This is a genomic window from Microbacterium canaveralium (genome assembly GCF_047238045.1).
Classification (GTDB): Bacteria; Actinomycetota; Actinomycetes; order Actinomycetales; family Microbacteriaceae; genus Microbacterium.
The window spans coordinates 1341065-1361107 of record NZ_JBDFMA010000003.1 but is presented as its reverse complement, the minus strand read 5'-3'; the positions used below and the strand labels follow the sequence as shown (position 1 = coordinate 1361107).

Here is a 20043-nt window from a genome sequence, read left to right as displayed (position 1 = left end):
CAGGATGCCGCCCTCAGGCGGTCTCGACGTCCTCGGTGAACCACCGCGCCGCCGATCCGAAGAAGACGGGCGCTGAATCCGGGTCTTCATCGTCGACGACATCGCAGACGACGACCGTGACGTTGTCACGAGTGCCGGCTTCCAGAGCGAGCTCGACGGACGAGGCGGCCGCCGCACGGGGGTCGCCGGCTTCCGAGACGAGGCGTGCGACATCCGCTTCGGGCACATAGTCGGTGAGTCCGTCGCTGCAGAGCACCCATCGATCGCCGAGCCGGGGCTCGTGCGTCGCGACCGACACCACGTCTCCCTCAGAGCCCGCGAGCGACGCGGTGATGATGTTGCGTCGCGGGTGCGCGGCCGCGGCCTCCGGCGAGATGATCCCATGATCGACGAGGGCCTGCACGTAGGAGTCGTCGCGCGTCTGACGCGAGAACTCTCCGTCCCGAAGGAGATAGGCCCGAGAGTCGCCCGCGTGCGCGAGGAGCAGCTCGGAACCCGCACCGAGGAAGACCCCCGTGAAAGTCGTCGCCATGCCCTCCAGGGCCGGGTTGCGTTCGACGTGAGCGCGGATGTCCCAGTTCGCCTCGCGGATGCGCACGAGGAGCCCGTCGGCATCGAGTCCGGCACCGCGAGTGGCGACCAGACGATGCACGAGAGCGGCAGACGCCAGATCGCCGGAGGGGCCACCGCCGACGCCATCGGCCACCGCCGCACCCCAGGACGCCGCGAACGCGGCGTCCTGGTTGGTCGGACGGTGGGCGCCGGCGTCAGAGACGGCGGCCGTATTCAACCGAAGGGGCACAGGATCAGCGCGCGAAGTACCCGCGGTAGTACTCGTAGACCCAGCCGACGATGGCGATGGCGAAGATGCAGAAGGCCACCGGCACCAGCCAGCTGCCGACCGCCAGGCCGATCGCGGCGATGGCCGCCGAACCCGCCAGGACGATGGGCCACCACGACCAGGGGCTGAACTCGCCCATCTCGGGGTCGCCGTCATCGATGTCGGCCGTCAGCGAGTCCTCGGGAAGCTCTCCACGCTGCGCCTTGACCACGCGCCCGATGTAGAACGCGATCATCGACGACATCAGCCCGAGGAAGACGAGGGCGACGGTGCCGACCCACTCGACACCACCGTGCTGAATGAGGCTCCACACCGTGTACACGGCGGCGATGAAGAAACCGAAGGCGGCGAGGAGCCACCAGAGTCCGACATTGGTACGCATTGGGTTACTTGACCTCTCCGGCCGCGGCGTCGACGACGGGCGCATCGGGGGCGTCCTTGGCCGGACCGACACCGACAGGAACGCCAGCCTCGGGGTGGTTCAGGTCGAAGGCGGGACGTTCACTGCGAATGCGCGGGATGGACGTGAAGTTGTGACGCGGCGGGGGGCACGAGGTCGCCCACTCGAGCGACGCTCCGTAACCCCACGGGTCATCGACGGTCACACGCGGTGCCTTGCGTGCCGTGATCCAGACGTTCAGCAGGAACGGGATCATCGAGGCGCCGAGGATCATCGATCCGACGGTGGAGAGCTGGTTGCCCCACGTGAATCCATCGGCGGCGGCGTAGTCCGCGTAGCGGCGCACCATGCCGTCCACGCCCAGCCAGTGCTGGATGAGGAAGGTCATGTGGAAGCCGACGAACAGCATCCAGAAGTGGACCATGCCGAGACGCTCGTTGAGCATCTTGCCCGTCCACTTCGGCCACCAGAAGTAGAAGCCGGCGAACATCGCGAACACGACGGTTCCGAAGACCACGTAGTGGAAGTGGGCCACGACGAAGTACGAGTCCGACAGGTGGAAGTCCAGCGGCGGCGACGCCAGGATGACGCCGGTGAGACCACCGAAGACGAACGACACGAGGAAGCCGAGCGCGAACACCATCGGCGTCTCGAAGGTCACCGAGCCGCGCCACAGCGTGCCGATCCAGTTGAAGATCTTCACGCCGGTCGGCACCGCGATGAGCATCGTCATGAGCGCGAAGAACGGGAGGAGCACACCACCGGTGACGTACATGTGGTGTGCCCACACCGCCACCGACAGCGCCGCGATCGCGATCGTGGCGTAGACGAGGGTCTTGTACCCGAAGATCGGCTTACGGCTGAACACCGGGAAGATCTCCGAAACGATGCCGAAGAACGGCAGCGCGATGATGTAGACCTCGGGGTGGCCGAAGAACCAGAACAGGTGCTGCCACAGCAGCACGCCGCCGTTCTCGGGGTTGTAGATCTGGGCGCCCAACACGCGGTCGGCGGCGGCGGCGAAGATCGCCGCGGCCAGGACGGGGAACGCGAGCAGGATCAGGATGCTCGTGATGAGCGTGTTCCACGAGAAGATCGGCATGCGCCACATCGTCATGCCCGGAGCTCGCATCGTCAGGACGGTCGTGATGAAGTTCACCGCACCGAGGATGGTGCCGAAACCGCTGATGCCGAGACCGAGCATCCAGAGGTTTCCTCCGACGCCCGGAGAGAAGCTCGCGTTGGCCAACGGTTGATACGCGAACCAGCCGAAGCCCGCCGCACCCTGAGGGGTGAGGAAGCCGGACACGGCGATCGTCGAGCCGAAGAGGAAGAGCCAGAAGGCGAAAGCGTTCAGGCGCGGGAACGCCACGTCAGGCGCACCGATCTGCAGGGGCAGCAGCGCGTTGGCGAAGCCGGCGAACAACGGCGTCGCGAACATGAGCAGCATGATCGTGCCGTGCATTGTGAAGAGCTGGTTGTACTGCTCTTTCGTGGGGATGATCTGCATCCCGGGCTCGAACAGCTCCGCACGGATGATGAGCGCCATCACACCGCCGAGCATGAAGAAGAGCACCGAGGCGATCAGGTACATGTACCCGATCGTCTTGTGGTCGGTGGAGGTGATCCACTTGACGACCAGGTTGCCTTTCTGTTCGACGCGCGTGCTGCTCAGCAGCGCTGCCTGGCGCGGCGGCAGGGTCGTCGGGCGCGAGGGCCCCGTGCCCTGGAGCGGAAGAGTCGTGGCCATGATCACTCGTTCCCTTCGGTGCCGCCGGCCGTGCTGAGGTTCTGCAGGCGGGACAGATCAGTGATGTCGCCCACGTCACCGGCTTCGCGCAGCGAGTCGAGGTACGACTCGTACTCGGCCTCGCTGACGACCTTGACGTTGAAGAGCATTGCGGAGTGGTACTCACCGCAGAGCTCGGCGCACTTGCCTTCGTACGTGCCCTCACGAGTGGGCGTGAACGACCATTCGTTGTCGCGACCGATGTACATGTCCTTCTTGTACAGGAAGTCGATGATCCAGAAGGAGTGGATGACATCGCGCGAGCGGAGGTCGATCTTCACCGTCTTGTTGACGGGGAGGTACAGCGTGGGAACGTCCTGCAGGTCGTAACCTTCGCCGGTCGCCTTGGCCTGGACCCCCATCGAGTACACCGCGTCGGAGTTGTCCTCGCGCGTGCCGTTGTACTGGAAGTCCCATGCCCACTGCTTGCCGTATGCCGTGATCGATACATCGGGGTTCTCGTACTGCGTCTCGAGCGTGTTCTGATCACGCGCGGTGAAAGCGAAGAAACCGACGACCAGGATCAGCGGGACGACCGTGTAGAAGATCTCGACGGGCATGTTGTACCGCAACTGCACCGGAAGACCGGCCTGGCCCTTGCGGCGGCGGTACGCGATGACGGCCCAGAGCATGAGGCCCCACGTGATGACACCGACCGCGAGCAGCACGATCCACGAGTTGACCCACAGACCGGCGACCATGTCGGTGTGGTTCGTCGCAGGCGTTCCGTCGTCCACGAAGCCGGGGAGGAACCCGTGCAGCTGCGATGTGCTGCATCCGGCGAGAAGTGCGACGGAAGCGATCCCGACGGGGACGGCTGCCCAACGAAGGCGACGTTTGGAGGGCACAGTGCACCTTTCCGGGTCGTGGATGTTGCTCTCGACAGTCTAGAGCAAGCTCTTACGGTTCTCTGGCCAATCGTCCAGTACCGAAGCATCGAAAACCCCCGGGATTCGCGGTGTGATCCGCGATTCCCGGGGGCCGAGAGATTCGGCGCCGGAGCGTCCTGTCGGGCGTCAGTGGAAGCTGTCGCCGCACGCGCATGAGCCCTGCGCGTTGGGGTTGTCGATCGTGAAGCCCTGCTCCGAGATGGTGTCCTTGAAGTCGATGCTCGCACCGTCGAGGTAGGGCACGCTCATGTCGTCGACGATGACCTCGACACCGTCGAAGTCGGCGACCTTGTCGCCGTCGAGGTACCGCTCGTCGAAGTAGAGCTGGTAGATCAGGCCCGAGCAGCCACCCGGCTGCACGGCGACGCGCAGGCGCAGGTCGTCGCGGCCCTCCTGGGACAGCAAGCTCTTCACCTTGTCGGCAGCGGCGTCGGTCAGGGCGACTCCGTGCTCGCGGGTGACGGCGTGGGGCGACAGTGTCGTGTCGGTCATGGCGTGGCCCTTCGGGTCGTTCGGTCGCGGGGACGAGACGATTCTACGCCCGCCTCGTCCCCGTGGACCCGATCAGACGGTACGGCGGTTCAGGCGTTCCAGGAGGAGCGCCTCCGAGACGAGGGCGTTGCGGAACGTTTCGAGATGCAACGACTCGTTCGGGCTGTGCGCCCGGGCGTGCGGGTCTTCGACACCGGTGACGAGGATCTGGGCGCCGGGGAACTCCCGCACGAGGTCGGCGATGAACGGGATCGAGCCACCGACGCCGACGTCGACGGCATCCACCCCGTACCCCTCCGCGAACGACGCGCGGGCGTCCTCGACCGCCCAGCCGCCGGTGTCGACGAGGAAGGCATCGCCGCAGTCGACATCGCTGAACTCCAGCTGCGCACCGAAGGGTGCGTGGGCGCGCAGGTGCGACTCGATGGCGGAGAAGGCCTCCTCGGCCGACTGCCCCGGAGCGACACGGGCGCTGATGACGACGCGGGTCTGCGGGGCCAGGGTGTTGGACGCGGACTCGACCGGGGTGGCATCCCACCCGGTGATGGTCACGGACGGCTTGTTCCAGAGCCGGCTCAGGATGCTGTCGCGCCCGATCGGCGACACGCCGTCGAGGAGTCCCGACTCGGCGCGAAGGGTGGCCTCGTCGTACTCGGGCGTCTCGGCGTCGCGGACGGCGAGTCCGTCCACCGCCACAGCGCCGTCGTCGTCCCAGAGCGTCGCGAGCAGCTTGACGGTGGCGAGCATGGCATCCGGGACCGCGCCACCCATCATCCCCGAGTGGGACGCGTGGGCGAGAGTGCGCACGGTGAGCGTGAAACGCGCGTTCCCGCGGAGCGACACCGTCAGGCCGGGGGTCCGCTCGTCCCAGTTGCCGGAGTCGGCCACGACGATGACGTCGGACCGGAGGACGTCCGCGTGATCGACGAGGAACTGCGCGAAGGAGCGGGAGCCGTACTCCTCCTCGCCCTCGATGAACACCGCGATGCCGAGGTCGAGATCATCGCCGAGCGCCTGGCTCAGGGCTCGGATCGCCCCGACGTGCACCATGACTCCGGCCTTGTCGTCGGCGGCCCCGCGGCCGTAGAGACGACCATCGCGGACCGTGGGCTCGAACGGCGGGGAGTCCCACAGGGCGTCGTCGCCGGGAGGCTGGACGTCGTGATGGGCGTACAGCAGCACGGTCGGCCGACCGTTGCGGGCCGGACGGGATGCCAGCACGGCGGGTTGTCCGAGGTCGTCGCTGTCGGCGATCGCGGCGCGCGCCACATCCACCCGTTCGAAGACGCCGGTGCCTCGCAGCAGCTCGGCGACGGCGTCCGCGCTGCGGGCCACCGCCGACTGGTCGAAAGCGGGCCAGGCGATGGAGGGGATGCGGACGAGCGCACCGAGATCGGCGAGGGCTGCGGGGATGCCGTCGGACGCGGTGGCGCGCACGGCATCCTGCCGGGACAGGTCAGGGGTCATGCGGGTAATCTTAAGTCTCCGATCCAGTGAGCTCTCGAGGTTATCCGTGGCCAAGTCCCCCGCCCCCGTCCCGAACGACACCCCCGTCGAATCGGATGCCACCGCCACGGGCAAGGGGCGCGCAACCCCGTCTCGGGCCGAGCAGGAGGCCGCGCGCAAGCGTCCCCTCGTGGCCGATACGAAGGAGGCGAAGGCCCGGGCCCGCGCCGATCTCGCCGCCCAGCGCGAGAAGGCCCGCGTCGGCATGGCCGCCGGCGACGAGCGTTACCTGCCCGTGCGCGACAAGGGTCCGCAGCGCCGTTTCGCGCGCGACTTCGTGGACGCGGGCTGGCACCTCGGCGAGGGCGTGATGCCCTTCATGGTCCTCGTGATCGTTCTGACGCTCGTCCCGAACGGGTTCTTCCAGTACTGGTCGTTCGTGGCGCTGTGGATCTTCATCCTCTTCGTCATCGGCGACATGGTCATCACGTCGATCCGCGTGAAGCGCGCCGCCAAAGAGAAGTTCGGCGAAAGCCGGCTGGAAAAGGGCCTCGGCTGGTATGCCGCGATGCGCACGGTGCAGATGCGATTCATGCGCTTGCCCAAGGCGCAGGTGAAGCGCGGCCAGCACCCCGCCTGAGCGGGATCCGGCCTCAGCGGCGGCGTGTCTCCCGGGACGCGCCGCCGTCGCCGTTTCCGGGCCGGGCGCATCCTCGACGTGCGGCCGTGCGGTGGTCGATCACCGCTTCGCCGCCGGCCCTGTCACGACCGTGCAGCGAGCCCGCGGTTGATCTGCCGAGCCCACAACGGTCCGCGATAGAGGAACGCGGTGTACCCCTGCACGAGGGTTGCCCCGTGCGCCAGCCGCTCGCGGACGTCGGCGGCGGTCTCCACTCCCCCCGCCGAGATTACGACGAAGTCGGCGGGAACGGCGGCGCGCACGAGGTCGAGCACCTCGATGGCGCGCTTCTTCAGAGGCGCGCCGGAGAGCCCTCCGGCACCGGCCGCCTCGACGGTGTCCGGGGCGGTGCGCAGCCCATCGCGCCCGATGGTCGTGTTGGTGGCGATGATCCCGGCGAGACCCACGTCCACCGCCAGTCCAGCGATGTCCCCCACCTCGTCGTCGGCGAGGTCGGGCGCGATCTTCACCAGGAGAGGGGTCGCACCGGCGGCTTCCCGGACGGCGGACAGAAGAGGACGGAGCGTCTCGACGGCCTGGAGTCCCCGCAGACCCGGGGTGTTGGGCGAGGACACGTTGACGACGAGATAATCGGCGAGCGGGGCGAGCAGACGCGCGCTGCGCACGTAGTCGGTCGTGGCGTCCTCGACGGCGACCGCCCGGCTCTTCCCGATGTTGACCCCGACGACCGGAAGCCGACGCGATCGACGCAGGGAGCGAAGCCGCCGTGCGGCGACCTCGGCCCCCTCGTTGTTGAACCCCATACGGTTGATCACCGCGCGGTCAGCGATGAGGCGGAACAGTCGGGGCTTGGGGTTGCCCGGCTGCGGGAGTGAGGTGACCGTCCCCACCTCGACATGACCGAAACCCAGGGCGGCCAAACCGCGGACCATGGTCACGTTCTTGTCGAACCCTGCGGCCACGCCGAAGGGAGAGTCGAACGTCAGGCCGAGTGCCTGCACCCGCGTGGAGGAGTCGGGCGCCGTCACGCGTCGGACGACGGATGCCACCGGCCAGACCCCCGCGGCACGGATGACGAGGGCCGCCAGGTGGTGCGCGAACTCGGGGTCGAAGCGGGTCAAGACCGCGCGAAAAAGAAGGGGATACATCCCCGCCAGGCTACTGGACGTCGTCGACCGGGACGGGCTCGCCCACCGGCCGGGCGGCGTGATCGGCGCGCAACTGCGCGATGGCCGCGTCGAAATCCTCGAGCGACTCGAAGGCCTGGTAGACGCTCGCGAAGCGCAGGTAGGCCACCTCGTCCAGGTCGCGCAGCGGCCCGAGGATCGACAGCCCGATCTCATTCGCCTCGATCTGCGACGACCCGGTCTGACGGATCGTCTCCTCGACCTGCTGAGCGAGCATGGCGAGATCGGCATCCGTCACGGGTCGTCCTTGGCAGGCCTTGCGGACGCCGGACATGACCTTCTCACGGCTGAAGGGCTCCACGACCCCGGAGCGCTTGATGACGTTCAAGCTCGCCGTCTCCACGGTCGAGAAACGCCCGCCGCACTTCGGGCATTGTCGGCGACGACGGATGCTGAGGCCGTCGTCGCTCGTGCGGGAGTCGATGACCCGGGAGTCGGGGTTGCGGCAGAAGGGACAGTGCATGACGAGACCTCGATCAGTCGGCGAATCGCGCCGTGACGGCCTCGCCGTGCGCAGGCAGGGCCTCGGCTTCGGCGAGCGTGACGATGGACTCGTGGACCGCGGCCAATGCGGCGCGGTCGTACTCGACCACCTGCTGCGGCCGCAGGAACGTCGCGGCGGACAGACCGGCACCGTAGCGGGCCTGACCACCGGTGGGGAGCACGTGATTGCTGCCGGCGAGGTAATCGCCCAGACTCACCGGGGTGTACGGGCCGACGAAGACGGCACCGGCGTTGACGAAGTCTTCCGGTCGCGGGTCGGCGAGGTGCAGCTCGAGGTGCTCGGGCGCGTACGCGTTGCTGAACGCCGTCGCCTGCGCGACGTCGTCGACCAGGACGATCGCCGACTGCGGGCCGCCGAAAGCCGCGCGAACGCGCTCGGAGTGGCGGGTCGCCGCAACGCGGGTGTCGAGTGCGACACGGACGGCGTCGGCCAGCTCGGGCGCGTCCGTGACGAGGACGGCCGACGCCTGCTCGTCGTGCTCGGCCTGGCTGACGAGGTCGGCAGCGACCAGCGCAGCGTCGGCCGCGCCGTCGGCGACGATGAGGATCTCGGTCGCGCCGGCCTCGGAGTCGGTGCCCACGCGTCCCGCGACGGCCCGCTTCGCGGACGCGACGAAGTTGTTGCCCGGCCCGGTGACGACGTCCACCGGGTCGAGCCGCAGGGACGAGACGCCGAACGCGAAAGCTCCGATCGCGCCGGCACCCCCCATCGCGTAGACCTCGGTCACACCGAGGAGCTTCGCGGCGGCGAGGATCACGGGGTGGACGCGACCGCCGAACTCGGCCTGCGGGGGCGACGCGAGCGCCACCTCGCGCACCCCGGCCACCTGCGCGGGAACGACGTTCATCACGACGCTGGACGGGTACACGGCCTTGCCGCCCGGCACATAGAGCCCGACGCGGCGCACGGGCTGCCAGCGCTGCGTAACGCGGGCGCCGGGGCCCAACTCGGTCACTGACGGCGCGGGAATCTGGGCCGCGGACGCGGCGCGCACCCGACGGATGGCTTCATCGAGCGCGGCACGGATGCCGGGATCGATGTCGGCCAGAGCTTCGTCGAGGTGCGCGGCGGGAACCGCGATGTCGTGGTCGCTCACGCGATCGAAAGCCGAGGCCTGCTCGCGCAGCGCCTCCTCGCCCCGCCGGGCGACGTCGTCGACGATGCGGGCGGCGGTGGCGAGGGCCTCATCCCGAGCCGCATCGGCCCGGGGAACGACGGCGAGGAACTCGGCCGGCGAGAGCACGCGGCCGCGCAGATCGATGGTGCGGAGCATGGTTCCAGGCTACCGGTCGGCGACGAGCCGCCCGCCGTGGGGCGGGCGGCTCGCAGGCGGTGCTCAGCCGCGCGTGACGCCGGCGACGTCGTGCAGGTAGCCGATGCGGCCGTCGTCGTGGCGGATGACGAAGGTCTCACCACGGTCCTCGATCACCAGTGCCCACGCGGTGGGTCCGATGCGGAAGATCGGGGTGCCGTAGTCGTCGACGACGTCGCGCTCCTCGGGGGCGAGGGCCCAGAACGCCTGGGGCTGCGGGTGGCGGGGGGCGTCGTCGTGCCCCGCCGCGGCGGAGTACTCGGAGGCGTGCGCGGAGGGTGCCGACGATCCCGCGCTGATCACGTCGGTGTCGTGCGCGTCGCCGTGCGTGGGGAAGACCGAGGTCGCAGGTTCGGCCTCGGGCGAGTGGGGCAGGTCGGTGGAGCCGGTGTAGCTCCCGGGAACCGGACCGCGCTCCCCCGCGATGTCATCATCGGGCCCGTCGTGCTCGACCGTCGCGGCCGCGCGCACGGGGCGCGGGCGCGCGGGTCGCTTCACGACGGCGCGGACCGGCCGGGCATTCCGGTGCGCGGGCGTCTCGGGGCGACCCTGGAAGTCCTGCTCGAACGGCGGGATGATCGGCGCGAAGACCGTCAGCACGACGCCGGCCAGCAGGAAGACGGCACCGACCCACACGACCCAGGTGCGCGTCCAGATCCCGGTCTCCGCGACCACCGACACGGTGTCCCAGACCCAGGCGACCCAGACGAGAGCCGCAACGGAGAAGGCGACCGAGGCGAACTGGTCGATGCCCAGGGATCCGACCCGACGAATGCCCTGCGGCGAGAGGCGGCGCAGGACGAGCAGGCCGACGGCGACGGTGGGGAGTGCGACGGCGGGGATCCACCAGAGGCCCGACAGCCAGACATTGGCCCCGCCACCGAGCACACGCACGTTCACCGGAAGGTTGTTCAGCGGGAAGAACGACACGAGGAACGTCACTGCCCAGATACCGAGAAGCACGACCTCTCGGACCGAGAACGGCCCCACACCGTACTGTTGCGCCTCGTCCGACGGGAGAGACGTCTCGCCTGCGCGGTGCGCCGCGTGGTCGTCGGAGTCGGGCAGCTCGGTGTGCGTCGAGCGACGTGCGTTGACGTGCGTACGGGCGCCCACCTGCTGTGCCGGGGCGACATCGTCTTGCCCGTCGAACTCGATGTCGCCGGTGTCGGAGTGCGTGTCACGCACTCCCTCGGTGACGCCCGAGACGGCCGCGGGCGGCGGAGCATCCCGCCAGCGTTCGGAGTCGCCCTCCGGCGTCGAATCGAAGCCCTGCGCCGACGATTCGTCGTAGCGATCGGTCACGATGGTCCTTCCTTCGGACGCCTCCGGCGTCCGTCGTCATTGTGAGACTGGCCGCGCAGCCGCGGGGGTCGCCCGGGGTTGACAACCTGCCCCGTACATCAGCCCAGGCAGTTCGGGCCGAGCAGTCCTTTCAGTTCTCCGAAGAGGTCGGCGGTCACCCGCACGGGCATCGGCACCTCGAAGACCTTCGCGGTCCCACCTTTGTGGAGCTTGAGAGTCACCTCCGTGTCGCCGGCATGCCGACGCAGCATTTCGGCGAGTTCGCCCACCAGGGTCTCGTTCGCGCGCTGCTCGGGGACGACGAGTGTGAGCCCGCTGAGCGCGTCGAAACCCTCGAGGTCGGGTGTGAATGCCGACTGCGCGTGCAGGTTCAACCCGTCGTCGCGCCGCGACACTCGGCCGCGCACGACGAGGATCGAGTCCGCCTGGAGCACGGGAGCGAATTCGGCGTAGGTCTTGCCCATGAACATCACGGTCACCTCACCGTTGAAGTCCTCGACCGTCACCATTCCATACGGGTTGCCGCTCTGTTTGGCGACCCGATGCTGCACGCTCGTGAGGAGTCCGGCAACAGTGACCTGGTCGCCGTCCTGGACGTCGTCCGAGGCGAGCAGGTCGTGGATCGACGTGGATGCGTGCTTGGCGAGCGGCACCTCGAGGCCGGCGAGCGGGTGGTCGGAGACGTACAGACCGAGCATCTCGCGCTCGAACGCGAGCTTGTCCTTCTTCGTCCATTCGGGCCGATCGGGCACCTTGGTCACCTGCTGGGGCTCGTCCCACAGCGAGTCGAAGTCGAAACCGACCTCGCCATTGGCCTCCCGCCGTTTGTCGAGCACGGCGCCCTCGCACGCGTCTTCGTGGATCTCGACGAGTGCGCGGCGCGTCGAGCCGAGCGAGTCGAAGGCCCCGGCCTTGATCAGGGACTCCACCGTTCGCTTGTTGGCCACGTGCAGAGGCACCTTCGACAGGAAGTCATGGAAGGAGGTGTACTTCGCCGCGTCACGCGCGGCGACGATCCCGTCGACGACGTTCGCGCCCACGTTGCGCACGGCTCCGAGACCGAAGCGGATGTCTTCCCCGACGGCCGCGAAGTAGCGGATCGATTCGTTGACGTCCGGGGGAAGCACTCGGATCCCCATGCGGCGGCACTCGTTGAGGTACACCGCCATCTTGTCTTTCGAGTCGCCGACGCTGGTGAGCAGCGCGGCCATGTACTCGGCGGGATAGTGGGCCTTCAGATAAGCCGTCCAGTACGAGACCAGGCCGTACGCGGCGGTGTGGGCCTTGTTGAAGGCGTAATCGGCGAAGGACTCCAGGACCTTCCACAGCGTCTGCTGCGCCTCGTCCGAGAATCCACGCTCGGTCATACCGCCGAAGAAGATCTCCTTCTGCTTGTCGAGCTCGGACTTCTTCTTCTTACCCATCGCGCGGCGCAGCAGGTCGGCCTGACCCAGGGTGTAACCGGCCACGCGCTGCGCGACGGCCATCACCTGCTCCTGGTAGACGATCAGGCCGTAGGTGGTGTCGAGGATGTCTGCGAGAGGCTCCTCGAGTTCGGGGTGGATCGGCTCGATCTTCTGCTGCTTGTTCTTGCGCAGCGCGTAGTTGATGTGCGAGTTCACGCCCATCGGGCCGGGGCGGTACAGCGCCAGGACCGCCGAGATGTCCTCAAAGTTGTCGGGGCGCATGAGCCGCAGGAGGGAGCGCATCGGCCCGCCGTCCAACTGGAACACGCCGAGGGTGTCGCCGCGCGCCAGCAGCTCGTACGACGCGACGTCGTCGAGCGCGAGGTCTTCCAGGACGAGCGGGTGACCGCGGTTGGCCTCGATGTTGTCGAGCGCGTCGTTGATGATCGTGAGGTTGCGAAGCCCCAGGAAGTCCATCTTGATCAGTCCGAGCGACTCGCAGGCGGGGTAGTCGAACTGCGTGACGATCTGGCCGTCCTGTTCGCGGCGCATGATCGGGATGATGTCGATCAGCGGTTCGCTGGACATGATGACACCGGCGGCGTGGACGCCCCACTGCCGCTTGAGGTTCTCGAGACCGAGAGCGGTGTCGAACACCGTCTTGGCCTCGGCATCCGTCTCGATGAGCGTCCGGAACTCGCTCGCCTCCTTGTAGCGCGGGTGCTCGGGGTTGAACATCCCGTCGAGCGGCATGTCCTTGCCCATGACCGCCGGCGGCATCGCCTTCGTGAGCTTGTCGCCCATGCTGAACGGGAAGCCGAGCACACGACCCGCGTCTTTGAGCGCCTGCTTGGCCTTGATCGTGCCGTACGTGACGATCTGGGCAACGCGTTCGTCGCCGTACTTCTCGGTGACGTACTGGATCACCTCGCCGCGGCGGCGGTCGTCGAAGTCGACGTCGAAGTCGGGCATCGACACGCGATCGGGGTTGAGGAAGCGCTCGAAGATCAGACCGTGCTGGAGGGGGTCGAGATCGGTGATCTTCATGGCGTAGGCGACCATCGAGCCGGCACCGGATCCACGCCCGGGGCCGACGCGGATGCCGTGGTCCTTGGCCCAGTTGATGAAGTCGGCGACGACCAGGAAGTAGCCCGGGAATCCCATCTGCAGGATGACGCCGGTCTCGTACTCGGCCTGCTTGCGGACCGCGTCCGGGATGCCGTCGGGATAGCGGTCGCGCAGACCGTTCTCGACCTCTTTGATCATCCAGCTGTCTTCGGTCTCACCGTCGGGAACGGGGAAGCGCGGCATGTAGTTGGCGGAGGTGTTGAACTCCACCTCGCAGCGCTCTGCGATGAGCAGCGTGTTGTCGCACGCCTCGGGGTGGTCGCGGAACACCTGGCGCATCTCGGCCGCCGACTTGACGTAATAGCCGTCCCCGTCGAACTTGAACCGCTTGGGGTCGTCGAGAGTCGAGCCGGACTGCACGCACAACAGGGCCGCGTGGCTCGTGGCGTCGTGCTGGTGCGTGTAATGCAGGTCGTTCGTGCCGAGCAGCGGGATGTCGAGCTCTTTCGCGATCTTGAGCAGATCGGACATCACGCGCCGCTCGATCGACAGCCCGTGGTCCATGATCTCGGCGAAGTAGTTGTCTTTGCCGAAGATATCCTGGAACTCGGCGGCGGCCGCCTTGGCGGCGTCGTACTGGCCGAGGCGCAGACGGGTCTGGACCTCGCCCGACGGACATCCGGTCGTCGCGATCAGACCCGCGGAGTACGTCTCGAGCAGCTCGCGGTCCATCCGGGGCTTGAAGTAGTAGCCCTCCATGCTGGCCTTGGACGACAGCCGGAACAGGTTGTGCATGCCCTCGGTCGTCTCGGACAGCAGCGTCATGTGCGTGTAGGCACCCGACCCGGACACGTCGTCGCTCTGCTGCTCCGGCGTTCCCCACCGGACGCGCGACTTGTCGGAACGGTGCGTTCCGGGAGTGACATAGGCCTCGATGCCGATGATCGGCTTGATGCCGGCATCCTTCGCCGTCTTGTAGAACTCGTAGGCGGCGAAGGTGTTGCCGTGGTCGGTCACGGCGATCGCCGGCATGCCGAGCTTGACGGCCTCTTGCACCATCGGGCCGATGCGCGCGGCCCCGTCGAGCATCGAGTACTCGCTGTGCACGTGAAGGTGAACGAAGGAGTCTGCTGCCACCCGTCGAGTGTACGTTCCCCCTCCGACATCGGTCGGGGTTAACGTTGGCGCGTGCCCACTCCCGACTTCATCCTGGAACTCCGCCGTCACGTCGGCACGATGCCGCTGCCGCTGGTCGGTGTCACCGCGGTGATCGTCCGCGGCGATGATCTGCTGCTCGGTCGCCGCAGCGACACCGGCCGACTGACGCCGATCACCGGAATCGTCGACCCCGGCGAGGAACCCGCCGACGCCGCCGCCCGCGAGGCCGAGGAGGAGGCCGGCGTCCGCATCCGGGTCGATCGCCTCGCCTGGGTGCACCAGATCCCCCGCGTCACGTATGACAACGGCGACCAGAGCGACTACCTCGATCTGACGTTCGCGTGCACGTGGTCCGACGGCGATCCCGAGCCGGTGGACGGCGAGATGACCGAGGTCGGATGGCATCCGATCGCCGAGATCGAACGAATCCTGGATGCCGATATGGCGGGGCGCGTGCGCGCGGCGCTCGCGAGCGGACCGACGCGGTTCGAGGGCGGCCGCTGAGCCGCTCCGGGGCGCGTCAGACGCCGTCGTGCAGCACGTCCAGCGCGTGCTGCAGGTCCGCCGGGTAGGGCGACTCGAAGGTGACCCACTCCCCCGTCGCCGGATGCGCGAAGGCGAGTCGGTGAGCGTGGAGCCACTGGCGCGTGAGACCCAGACGCGCCGAAAGCGTGGGGTCGGCCCCGTAGAGCGGATCCCCCGCGCAGGGATGCCGATGAGCGGCCATGTGGACGCGGATCTGGTGCGTCCGCCCGGTCTCGAGGTGGATCTCGAGCAGGGAGGCGCGCGGGAACGCCTCGAGGGTCTCGTAATGCGTCACGGAGTCCTTGCCGTCGGGTGTGACGGCGAATTTCCACGAATGATGGGGGTGTCGCCCGATGGGCGCGTCGATCGTGCCCGCGAGCGGGTCCGGGTGGCCCTGAACCACCGCGTGGTAGATCTTGTCGACCGTGCGGTCCTTGAACGCCGCCTTCAACAGCGTGTACGCGCGCTCGGTCTTCGCGACGACCATCAGGCCGCTCGTCCCGACGTCGAGACGGTGCACGATCCCGCGGCGTTCCGCGGCGCCGCTGGTGGCGATCCGGAAGCCCGCGGCCGCGAGGGCGCCGAGGACGGTCGGTCCCTCCCACCCCACGGACGGGTGCGCCGCGACTCCGGCGGGCTTGTCGACCACGACGATGTCGTCGTCATCCCAGACGATCCCGAGGTCGGGGACCTCGACCGGAATCACTTCGGGGTCGCGTTTGGGCTCCCACTCGACGCTGAGCCATGTCCCGGCGCGGAGGCGGTCGGAACGACCGACCGTGCGCCCGTCGACGGTCACCCCGCCGGCATCGGCCACTTCGGCTGCGAAGGTGCGGGAGAAACCGAGCATCTTGGCCAAGGCCTGGTCGACGCGCGCTCCCTCGAGCCCGTCGGGAACGGGCAGACTCCGCGAGTCCATGTCAGCGCGCGCCCTGCTCACCGGGGGTCTCGACCGGCTCGTCCGCGGCGTCTGCGGCCGCGCGGGTAGCACGCGTCTCTCGCGTGCCGTCGAGCCGCAGACCGAAGAGGACCAGGAGCGCCACGGAGATCATCATCGACACGATGAAGATGTCGGCGACGTTGTAGATCGCGGGCATCATCCACGGCGTGGAGATGAAGTCGACGACGTGCCCGACCGGGAAGCCGGGCGCACGCAACAGCCGGTCGCTCAGATTCCCCAGAACACCGCCCAGGAGGAGTCCGAGGACCACGGCCCACAGACGCGAACGCACCCGGGCAACGGCGAGGTACACGATGATGCCGGCCACGACCGCGAGCGCGATCGTGAAGATCCACGTGACGCTCTCGCCGAGCGAGAACGCCGCCCCCGGATTGCGGACGAGATACAGCTGCAGGGCTTCGCCGATGACCGGTACCACCCGCTCGGGCGGAAGGTTGGCGATGGCCAGCGTCTTCGCCAACTGGTCGGCGGCCAGCACCGTCGCCGCGAGGATCGCAACGAGGGCGCCGGCCGCCGCCGAACGCAGAGGAGATCGACTGCGCAAAGAGTCGGCCTACAGACCGATCGCCGACACGGGCGTCGAGCCCGACGACGAACCGGCGGTGTCGAGGTCGCGGAGCTGGCCCTCGATGTACGTGCGCAGCTGCGAACGGTAGTCGCGCTCGAAGTTGCGCAGCTCGGTGATGCGGCCCTCGAGCGTCGTGCGCTCCTGCTCGAGACGGGCGCGCTCATCGCGGCCCTGCTTTTCGGCCTCGGCGACGATGGATGCCGCCTGAGCCTGAGCCTCGGAGATGAGCTGGTCGCGCTGCGCCTTGCCCTCGGCGACGTGCTCGTCGTGCAGGCGCTGAGCCAGCTCGATGATGCCGGCGCTCTGCGCGGCGGGAGCCACGTCCGACTCGGCGGCGGGGGCCGCGGCGGGAGCGGGAGCGGGAGCCGGCACCTCGGAAACGACGGGCTCCTCAGCCTGGGGCGCTTCGGCCGCGGGCGCAGCGGGGGCTGCGTCGCCGGACTCGTACGCGGCCAGCTTGGCCTTCAGCTCTTCGTTCTCGGCGATCGTCTTACGCCACTCGACGACGATCTCGTCGAGGAAGTCGTCGACCTCGTCGGGGTCGAAGCCCTCCTTGAAACGCACGTGCTGGAACTGCTTGGTGACGACATCATCGGGGGTCAGTGCCATGGTGATTCCTCTTTCGAGAGCTCTGAATCGGAACGTGGGGGGTGTCGCACCGGGGCACACCGCTTCGGAACAGCATAGCCGCCGCCCTTCTCCGGTGTCGAAGGGCGACGGCTATGGCAGGGTCACAGAGCGGCGAGCGACCGCGTGACGCTCAACAGCAGGAAGCACGCGAACATTGTGATCGCGAACGCGAAATCGATCGCGATCCCGCCGATCCGCAGGGGCGGAATCACCCGCCGAAGGAGCCGGATGGGTGGGTCTGTGACCGTGTACACGATCTCGGCCACCACCAGCATGGCGCCACGAGGGCGCCACTCGCGATTGAACATCGGGATGTACTCGAGGACCAACCGGGCCAACAGGAGAACGATGTAGATGAAGAGGAGCGCGCTGAGGATGGAGCCGACCAGGCTCAGGACGGCCACGATCGCTTACTGGGACGCGAACGGGGCGGCCTCGGGATCGGCCTGCGCGATCGCACCCTCGCCGGAGACGGCGATGTTCTCGGGCGAGAGCAGGAAGACCTTGCTCGTGACCCGTTCGATGCGTCCGTAGAGACCGAGCGACAGACCGCTCGCGAAATCGATCAGGCGGCGCGCGTCGGCGTCGCTCATCTGCGACAGGTTGATGATGACCGGGATCCCCTCGCGGAAGTTCTCGGCGATCGTCTGCGCATCGCGATACTGCTTGGGGTGCACGGTGAGGATCTCGCTCACGGGGCCGGCGGCCGGCTGCCGCACCACGGCGGGCCGGTGCAGAGGGGTCACCGGAGCGGCCTTCTCGACCGGCGCGGGCTGCGCGGACTGCTTGCGCGCGACCGGCTGCGGGGCAGTCTCCTCATAGGTCTCCTCCTCGTCGGCGAGGCCCAGGTACACCATCGTCTTCTTGAGCGGGTTCGACATCGCATCCTCCGTTCGCTCGTCTGTTTCGAGGCTAGTCGCGAGGGGGGCGCGGACCCGTGATTGCGGAGCCGATCCGCAGGTGTGTCGCGCCCATCGCGATCGCCGCGGGGAAATCTCCCGTCATGCCGGCCGAGATCCAGGTCGCGTCGGGCGCGACCCGCCTCACGACGTCGGAGCATGCGCGCAAGCGCTCGAAGGCACGCGCCGGATCTTCGTCGAGCGGGGCCACCGCCATGACGCCGCGGACCCGCAGGGTTTCGCGGGAGATCACGTGGGTCGCCAACGCCTCCACATCCGCCGGGGCGACGCCCCCACGAGCGGGATCGTCGGTCAGATTCACCTGCAGGAGCACATCGAGCGCCGTACCTTCACCCGCAGCGTCGAGCGCATCGGCGAGTCTCGTCCGGTCGAGGGAGTGGACCACGTCCGACGCCGCACGCACCGCACGGGCCTTGTTCGTCTGGGCCTGACCGATGAAATGCCACCGCAGCCCCGCGAGACCACCCGCCTCGCGGTGCTTCGCGGTGAGCTCCTGCTGACGGTTCTCTCCGACGTCGCGGACGCCGAGCGCGTAGAGGTCGGAGATGAGGGATACCGGATGAAACTTGGTCACCACGATCCGGGTGATCTCGTCGGGGTCGCGGCCGGCGCCGCGGGCAGCGTCGACGATCCGCGCATCGACGTCGGCGAGCCGGTCGGCGAGGGCGGCATCCATGGGTTCTCCTTCGACGACGCAGCGGGCCCGGTGTCACCGGACCCGCTGCGTCAGACGTTCGTGCTCACTTGAGGAAGTCGGGCACGTCCAGGTCGTCATCGGCGAAACCCGAGTCGTAGGACGTGTCCGGGACGCGTGCAGCCACGGGGGCGGGCTCGGGCGCGCGCTCGGGCGCCTGCGCCTTCTGCTCCTCGGCGGCGTTGAGGTCACGCGCGACGTCGTCGGCGGGGATCGCCGGAACGGCCGGCGCCGAGACCGGTCGCTGCGCGCCCACCGGCTCGATGCGCAGAGACGGTCCGCCGCCGTCGAAGCCCGCCGCGATGACCGTGACGCGTACCTCGTCGCCGAGGGTGTCGTCGATCACGGTTCCGAAGATGATGTTGGCCTCGGGGTGCGCGGCCTCCTTCACCAGCTGGGCCGCGTCGTTGATCTCGAAGATGCCGAGGTTCGATCCGCCCTGGATCGACAGCAGGACACCGTGCGCTCCTTCGATGGAGGCTTCGAGGAGCGGCGACTCGACGGCGAGTTCGGCAGCCTTAATGGCACGATCGGCGCCGCGCGCCGATCCGATTCCCATGAGCGCGGAGCCCGCGCCCTGCATGACCGACTTGACGTCGGCGAAGTCGAGGTTGATGAGACCCGGCGTCGTGATGAGGTCGGTGATGCCCTGCACACCGGCCAGGAGCACCTGGTCGGCCGTGGCGAACGCCTCGATCATCGAGATGCCGCGGTCGCTGATCTCGAGCAGGCGGTCGTTGGGGACGACGATGAGGGTGTCGACCTCTTCCTTCAGTCGAGAGACACCCGCCTCGGCCTGGCTCTGACGTCGGCGACCCTCGAACGAGAAAGGCTTGGTCACGACGCCGATGGTCAACGCGCCGATCGACTTGGCGATCTTGGCCACGACCGGCGCACCACCGGTGCCCGTTCCGCCTCCCTCGCCGGCGGTGACGAAGACCATGTCCGCGCCGCGCAGCGCCTCCTCGATCTCCTCCGCGTGATCCTCGGCCGCGCGACGCCCGACCTCGGGATCCGCACCGGCGCCGAGGCCGCGGGTCAGTTCGCGTCCGACATCGAGCTTCACGTCGGCATCGCTCATCAGCAATGCCTGGGCGTCGGTGTTGATCGCGATGAACTCCACGCCGCGCAAGCCCAGCTCGATCATGCGGTTGACGGCGTTGACGCCACCTCCGCCCACACCGACCACCTTGATGACGGCGAGGTAGTTCTGATTCTGGCTCATGCCGGCCTCCGTTATCCCCGAACCTGAAACTCTAAACCTCATGTTGAGGGTTAAAGAATTGCCCGGTATGCAATTCCTTAG

At 68.2% G+C, this 20043-nt stretch carries 20 protein-coding genes; 2 read left to right on the top strand and 18 right to left on the bottom strand.

Annotated elements, in window-relative coordinates; genetic code table 11:
• Nucleotides 1-13: 13 nt before the first annotated feature.
• The 6 genes from ABC271_RS07380 to ABC271_RS07355 all read right to left on the bottom strand — a co-directional run bounded on the left by ABC271_RS07380 (nucleotide 14) and on the right by ABC271_RS07355 (nucleotide 5879).
• Nucleotides 14-802 carry a PP2C family protein-serine/threonine phosphatase gene (locus ABC271_RS07380; RefSeq protein WP_412924248.1) on the bottom strand — a complete coding sequence of 263 codons (789 nt, stop codon included), beginning with the start codon at nucleotides 800-802 and terminating at the stop codon, nucleotides 14-16.
• Between the two features lie 4 nt (nucleotides 803-806).
• The gene (locus ABC271_RS07375; protein WP_412924247.1) at nucleotides 807-1223 is read right to left on the bottom strand and encodes a cytochrome c oxidase subunit 4; all 417 of its coding nucleotides are present in this window, start codon (nucleotides 1221-1223) and stop codon (nucleotides 807-809) included.
• Nucleotides 1224-1227: 4 nt separating this feature from the next.
• Entirely contained in the window at nucleotides 1228-2991 is a 1764-nt protein-coding gene (ctaD, locus tag ABC271_RS07370) for an aa3-type cytochrome oxidase subunit I (RefSeq protein ID WP_412924246.1), read from the bottom strand.
• Nucleotides 2992-2993: 2 nt separating this feature from the next.
• Nucleotides 2994-3878, bottom strand: a complete 885-nt coding sequence (gene ctaC / locus ABC271_RS07365) for an aa3-type cytochrome oxidase subunit II (protein ID WP_412924245.1) — start codon at nucleotides 3876-3878, stop codon at nucleotides 2994-2996.
• A 168-nt stretch (nucleotides 3879-4046) separates the two neighbouring features.
• Complete coding sequence (gene erpA, locus ABC271_RS07360; RefSeq protein ID WP_412924244.1) at nucleotides 4047-4412, bottom strand: iron-sulfur cluster insertion protein ErpA; 366 nt, start codon at nucleotides 4410-4412, stop codon at nucleotides 4047-4049.
• Nucleotides 4413-4484: 72 nt separating this feature from the next.
• Nucleotides 4485-5879, bottom strand: coding sequence for a dipeptidase (locus ABC271_RS07355; protein ID WP_412924243.1), 1395 nt, complete (start codon nucleotides 5877-5879; stop codon nucleotides 4485-4487).
• Nucleotides 5880-5925: 46 nt separating this feature from the next.
• Between ABC271_RS07355 and ABC271_RS07350 the strand changes: the two genes are divergently transcribed.
• Nucleotides 5926-6498 (top strand): DUF3043 domain-containing protein, encoded by a 573-nt coding sequence (locus tag ABC271_RS07350; RefSeq protein WP_412924242.1) that lies wholly within the window; start codon nucleotides 5926-5928, stop codon nucleotides 6496-6498.
• Between the two features lie 122 nt (nucleotides 6499-6620).
• Here the strand turns inward: ABC271_RS07350 and ABC271_RS07345 are convergent, their stop codons facing one another.
• The 5 genes from ABC271_RS07345 to dnaE all read right to left on the bottom strand — a co-directional run bounded on the left by ABC271_RS07345 (nucleotide 6621) and on the right by dnaE (nucleotide 14370).
• Entirely contained in the window at nucleotides 6621-7646 is a 1026-nt protein-coding gene (locus ABC271_RS07345) for a quinone-dependent dihydroorotate dehydrogenase (RefSeq protein WP_412924241.1), read from the bottom strand.
• 10 nt (nucleotides 7647-7656) lie between these two features.
• Entirely contained in the window at nucleotides 7657-8148 is a 492-nt protein-coding gene (gene nrdR / locus ABC271_RS07340) for a transcriptional regulator NrdR (RefSeq protein WP_412924240.1), read from the bottom strand.
• Between the two features lie 13 nt (nucleotides 8149-8161).
• Nucleotides 8162-9463 carry a histidinol dehydrogenase gene (gene hisD / locus ABC271_RS07335; protein ID WP_412924239.1) on the bottom strand — a complete coding sequence of 434 codons (1302 nt, stop codon included), beginning with the start codon at nucleotides 9461-9463 and terminating at the stop codon, nucleotides 8162-8164.
• 63 nt (nucleotides 9464-9526) lie between these two features.
• The gene (locus ABC271_RS07330; protein ID WP_412924238.1) at nucleotides 9527-10807 is read right to left on the bottom strand and encodes a hypothetical protein; all 1281 of its coding nucleotides are present in this window, start codon (nucleotides 10805-10807) and stop codon (nucleotides 9527-9529) included.
• A gap of 98 nt (nucleotides 10808-10905) precedes the next feature.
• The gene (gene dnaE, locus ABC271_RS07325) at nucleotides 10906-14370 is read right to left on the bottom strand and encodes a DNA polymerase III subunit alpha (protein ID WP_412926117.1); all 3465 of its coding nucleotides are present in this window, start codon (nucleotides 14368-14370) and stop codon (nucleotides 10906-10908) included.
• A gap of 99 nt (nucleotides 14371-14469) precedes the next feature.
• Here dnaE and ABC271_RS07320 point away from each other — a divergent pair, with 99 nt between their 5' ends.
• Nucleotides 14470-14943 carry an NUDIX domain-containing protein gene (locus ABC271_RS07320; protein WP_412924237.1) on the top strand — a complete coding sequence of 158 codons (474 nt, stop codon included), beginning with the start codon at nucleotides 14470-14472 and terminating at the stop codon, nucleotides 14941-14943.
• Nucleotides 14944-14959: 16 nt separating this feature from the next.
• On the opposite strand, the gene ABC271_RS07315 is transcribed toward ABC271_RS07320, so the two are convergent.
• The 7 genes from ABC271_RS07315 to ftsZ all read right to left on the bottom strand — a co-directional run bounded on the left by ABC271_RS07315 (nucleotide 14960) and on the right by ftsZ (nucleotide 19962).
• Nucleotides 14960-15883, bottom strand: coding sequence for an RluA family pseudouridine synthase (locus ABC271_RS07315; RefSeq protein ID WP_412926116.1), 924 nt, complete (start codon nucleotides 15881-15883; stop codon nucleotides 14960-14962).
• Nucleotide 15884: 1 nt separating this feature from the next.
• Complete coding sequence (lspA, locus tag ABC271_RS07310) at nucleotides 15885-16469, bottom strand: signal peptidase II (RefSeq protein ID WP_412924236.1); 585 nt, start codon at nucleotides 16467-16469, stop codon at nucleotides 15885-15887.
• A gap of 9 nt (nucleotides 16470-16478) precedes the next feature.
• Complete coding sequence (locus ABC271_RS07305) at nucleotides 16479-17102, bottom strand: DivIVA domain-containing protein (RefSeq protein WP_412924235.1); 624 nt, start codon at nucleotides 17100-17102, stop codon at nucleotides 16479-16481.
• 122 nt (nucleotides 17103-17224) lie between these two features.
• The gene (locus ABC271_RS07300) at nucleotides 17225-17527 is read right to left on the bottom strand and encodes a YggT family protein (RefSeq protein ID WP_022877736.1); all 303 of its coding nucleotides are present in this window, start codon (nucleotides 17525-17527) and stop codon (nucleotides 17225-17227) included.
• Nucleotides 17528-17533: 6 nt separating this feature from the next.
• On the bottom strand, nucleotides 17534-18004 hold the full coding sequence (locus tag ABC271_RS07295; RefSeq protein ID WP_412924234.1) for a cell division protein SepF: 471 nt from the start codon (nucleotides 18002-18004) through the stop codon (nucleotides 17534-17536).
• Nucleotides 18005-18035: 31 nt separating this feature from the next.
• Entirely contained in the window at nucleotides 18036-18719 is a 684-nt protein-coding gene (locus ABC271_RS07290; protein WP_412924233.1) for a YggS family pyridoxal phosphate-dependent enzyme, read from the bottom strand.
• A gap of 64 nt (nucleotides 18720-18783) precedes the next feature.
• On the bottom strand, nucleotides 18784-19962 hold the full coding sequence (gene ftsZ, locus ABC271_RS07285; protein ID WP_412924232.1) for a cell division protein FtsZ: 1179 nt from the start codon (nucleotides 19960-19962) through the stop codon (nucleotides 18784-18786).
• Nucleotides 19963-20043 lie beyond the last annotated feature (81 nt).

Bases quoted from the DNA above. Each gene is read 5' to 3' on its own strand.
- ABC271_RS07375 (WP_412924247.1), bottom strand. From the start codon at position 1,223: ATGCGTACCAATGTCGGACTCTGGTGGCTCCTCGCCGCCTTCGGTTTC.
- ctaD (WP_412924246.1), bottom strand. From the start codon at position 2,991: ATGGCCACGACTCTTCCGCTCCAGGGCACGGGGCCCTCGCGCCCGACG.
- erpA (WP_412924244.1), bottom strand. From the start codon at position 4,412: ATGACCGACACGACACTGTCGCCCCACGCCGTCACCCGCGAGCACGGA.
- ABC271_RS07355 (WP_412924243.1), bottom strand. From the start codon at position 5,879: ATGACCCCTGACCTGTCCCGGCAGGATGCCGTGCGCGCCACCGCGTCC.
- ABC271_RS07345 (WP_412924241.1), bottom strand. From the start codon at position 7,646: ATGTATCCCCTTCTTTTTCGCGCGGTCTTGACCCGCTTCGACCCCGAG.
- nrdR (WP_412924240.1), bottom strand. From the start codon at position 8,148: ATGCACTGTCCCTTCTGCCGCAACCCCGACTCCCGGGTCATCGACTCC.
- hisD (WP_412924239.1), bottom strand. From the start codon at position 9,463: ATGCTCCGCACCATCGATCTGCGCGGCCGCGTGCTCTCGCCGGCCGAG.
- dnaE (WP_412926117.1), bottom strand. From the start codon at position 14,370: ATGCTCGACGGGGCCGCGCGCATCGGCCCGATGGTGCAAGAGGCCGTC.
- ABC271_RS07315 (WP_412926116.1), bottom strand. From the start codon at position 15,883: ATGGACTCGCGGAGTCTGCCCGTTCCCGACGGGCTCGAGGGAGCGCGC.
- ABC271_RS07305 (WP_412924235.1), bottom strand. From the start codon at position 17,102: ATGGCACTGACCCCCGATGATGTCGTCACCAAGCAGTTCCAGCACGTG.
- ABC271_RS07295 (WP_412924234.1), bottom strand. From the start codon at position 18,004: ATGTCGAACCCGCTCAAGAAGACGATGGTGTACCTGGGCCTCGCCGAC.
- ABC271_RS07290 (WP_412924233.1), bottom strand. From the start codon at position 18,719: ATGGATGCCGCCCTCGCCGACCGGCTCGCCGACGTCGATGCGCGGATC.
- ftsZ (WP_412924232.1), bottom strand. From the start codon at position 19,962: ATGAGCCAGAATCAGAACTACCTCGCCGTCATCAAGGTGGTCGGTGTG.